2 protein-coding genes are annotated in these 3,495 nt (G+C 42.2%); both read right to left on the bottom strand.

Annotated features, from left to right (window positions below):
* Positions 1-1,198 (bottom strand): response regulator (locus F6K57_RS40040; RefSeq protein WP_293074418.1); only part of this gene is annotated, 1,198 nt, incomplete at its 3' end.
* Between the two features lie 928 nt (positions 1,199-2,126).
* Positions 2,127-2,948, bottom strand: coding sequence for an urease accessory protein UreF (locus F6K57_RS40035; protein WP_293074421.1), 822 nt, complete (start codon positions 2,946-2,948; stop codon positions 2,127-2,129).
* Positions 2,949-3,495 lie beyond the last annotated feature (547 nt).

The raw sequence follows: 3,495 nt of genomic DNA, 5'->3' as shown, positions 1-3,495 counted from the left end.
CTAAAAAGTCTGTAGAACCGACCATCTTGGCCCGCACTCGGTCTACAATTCCGTCATTACTGGTGACCATAATCACTGGCGTGTCTTGAAACACCGAAACCCGACGAATTTGTGCACAGACTTCATACCCGTTTAAAACTGGCATCACCAAATCCAAGAAGATCAGCTGTGGTTTATGCTTTAGCAAGGTCGGCAAGGCTTTGATAGGGTCTTGAACATTGATAAATCGATAACCAGCATTGGCAAGAATTTGACTCATGGTCAGCCGATCGATTTGGCTGTCTTCGATATAAACTACCAAGGGACTAGCTGGTAATGTCTGAATTGGCCCTCCTTTCCTTCCGGTAGTTTCTGGCATTGGGTTAGTGGCTTTATTAAAGTGAGTATCACAGCGGAAGTCCCCAACCGACACCAGACCCATGACCTGTAATCTGATATAGGGCATGATTGATTGGGTCAGAGGCAAAAGATTCTGTTTCAACCTCACAGCTAAATCCCTCAAAGTGCGATCGCCATCCACCAAGGTAGTCAGGTTATGGTAGGCCAGTAATGAGGTCTGCTGTCGCAATTTGTCAGCATCCCAGATCACCGGAGCCAAAGAAGGGGAAATAGTTACCAAACCAGCCTGTTGCCAAGGCTCCCAAACCTGCCTTGCCTGTTGCCAAATTTGATCAGCTCGAATGACTACCAACCTTGAATCAAAGGTTGAATCAGAGGTTGAATCAGAGGTTGAATCAGAGGTTGAATCAGAGGTTGAATCAATAGTGTCTTGAGGAATCTGCCTGTAAGTTAATTGCTCTGATGAAGCACAGCGGAGTTGTTCCTGCCGTTGGATGATATCGAAGAGTATTTCCGTACAGTTGCCAGCAACAACCGACCTCATCTGTTTTAGCGGTACTTTCCCCTGTCTGACTAGTTCTGCTAGAGATGGGTAATCCCAATACACCGGCTGAGCCGACGACCCCTGACACACAGGAAATGCTGATAGTTCTGGGCAGTGTACAGACAACTGCCGACACCAACGACGAATGGGATGCATTTTACTAGCACCCCCAGTCAAACGACCCAAGTGAAAAGAAAGACTCCACTGCTGACCTTGGGGATCTTCAATCTCCAACCGACCAGTCAATTGCTCTTTTGCGCAAGCTTGAATCTGTTGTGCCAGTTTGTCGGTGGTCAATACTTTTTGAGTCGTCATTGGTGTCTCTATGGATATATAGCAATGCCACTAGTAATTAGTAACTATTAACTAACAATTAACAATGAATCTTTAACAAGTAATAATCCTAGTTTTTTAGCGCCTCTATTAGCACGTATATTGTTAATATTTTCTGTTTAAATTAATCCCTAATAGGTAATATTGTGAATTAGAATATTGTGTATAGTTTTCAGAACTTACCCAGCCACTATATTTGTATAGTGTTTACAAAATATCGGGTTTTTCGCCCAGTTTTTCGTAAGTTATGGTTTTGGTGAAATGCACCAAACTCGTAATGTTAGCAGACAAGTCAAGCTAGGGTTGTGGAGATGCACCATGATCGAGTTTCACTAACCATCAGCAAAACTCGGTTAGCCGAACTGAAGGTAAATTAGTACCTGACTTTGCTTAACTTTACCTTAATTAAGAAGGGTGATTTAACTAAAATTACCCGAAAATTAACGAAAGTTTGGCTGCCTTAATTCTAACTCTATATTAGCATTAAAATCCGGCTAATTATTAAAATACGCTAATTGTCGTAGTATATAGGGTTTTTATCTAGGTTGTAAACAGACTTCTTGCAAAAAAAGGCATGCAGGCAAGAGGCAAAAGGCAAAAGGGGCAAGAGATACGGAGTTTTATTGTCTAATAAAAAAAGACCATTAAGGTTTACATCTCAAATACAAACGCTATACTTTTATAACATGCAAATGTGGCATATATCGGTAACATCAGCCAAAAAAAACCAGCTAACTTTATTAATCTTTTAAAAAAGAATTAATAAAGTTAGCTAATGCACTAAGCGCACGCTACTTGAGGTGCCATTGGCCTATGGCCACCCTACACCGAACAGCTTTTGAATAAAATAAGCTGACCACTGACCGCTGAGTGCTGAATGCTTACAAATGATTATTAATTTTAAAAAGAATTAACTACGAAATAATCGTGTGTACTGAGTTTCGTGAGCCATACTTGCCAGGGCTAATCCCCAGCCACAACTACTTAATTTTTCATCCGTCAAAGTTAAAACATCTTGGGTGCTCAGAGTAAGTCTATGGTTGAGTCCTAGTAGTAGCTGTTGACCAACGGTTTGACCAAGGGGAATCAATTTGACGCCAGCACCGATGACATTAGATGCCCAGCTATGTAAGTAACCTAAGACTGTGGCTGTAATGTCAATCTGCCAGTTAGCAGCCCCAATCCCAAACGCGATCGCATAATTACAGGGTTGACCCACAGCTGATGCTACATCTTGTAGACAGATGACATTTTGTTGAGAAGACCTCTGGCCAAAGTAGTTTTCTGATCCTGTTTGGGTGAATTCTTGTCCACTGTTCCCTGTTCCCAGATCCGCTGTTCCCTCTTCTGAAAGAAGTCTAATGGTTTCACTGGGTGGGTGCAAATCCAGCAGTAACCGCATCAACGAGTTACCCATCTGCCAACTTTGCGATCGCAATTCAGAAGTTTCCTTAGCAGCACTTACCCAAGCATTCCAGTAGTCTAAACCCTCTAAATCCCCTTTGCCATAATTTTCGTAAGCTCGCACCATAACATAAGCCTCTAATCGAATGGCTCCATAGCACAGTTGATGCTCTAGCCACTGGTGCAGAGTAGTCTGGTTGTGAATCACACCAATATCAACTAACGTTTCCAAACCCTCGGAATAGCCGTAAGCACCCACTGGTAGTACGGGACTAGCCAGTTGCAAAAGATTCAACAAAGAATTAGGGACTAGGGGATCTAAATGCATTCTTGCTTGTTGTTCATTGCCAAATTGCACTTGTACATCATACCTAATCGGCATCCCACGCTCCTTCAGGATTGGATAAGAGACAGAAGAGGGAGAAGAGGCACCAGTAACAACTGAGTAACACGTTTCTCCTGATCGAGATCTGCTCGATCCTGTCATCCATGACATCCGTTAAAGCATCCCTTGCCCCTCTAGCAATTAGGACTTACCCCCCTAAATCTACATATAGTGTATTTTTTTATATAAAAACACTACATATATGGTTTGTGGCGGCTATCCACATAACTCCTAAAAATTTCCAAAAAAAGTTTGCCCAAACCCTTGACACCGCGTGTAGTATTTGTGTAGTATAAATACAGAGCGGACAGGAAAGAGTCAAAACGCTCGAATCCCAAAGCTTACACGGAACCTTGACAACTAAATATGTAACATACCTTTTGATTCATGTTTGGATATAACTGTGTTTGCTCATCACGTGGGGATGGACCCTTGGGTTGATTCCCCACAGAGTGAACCCAGAGATTTATCTAAAAGATTGATCTAAACT

The sequence above is a fragment of the Moorena sp. SIO4A5 genome (assembly GCF_010672005.1).
GTDB lineage: Bacteria > Cyanobacteriota > Cyanobacteriia > Cyanobacteriales > Coleofasciculaceae > Moorena.
Note: the sequence above shows the minus strand (reverse complement) of the source record. Positions and strands in the feature narration are given on the sequence as shown.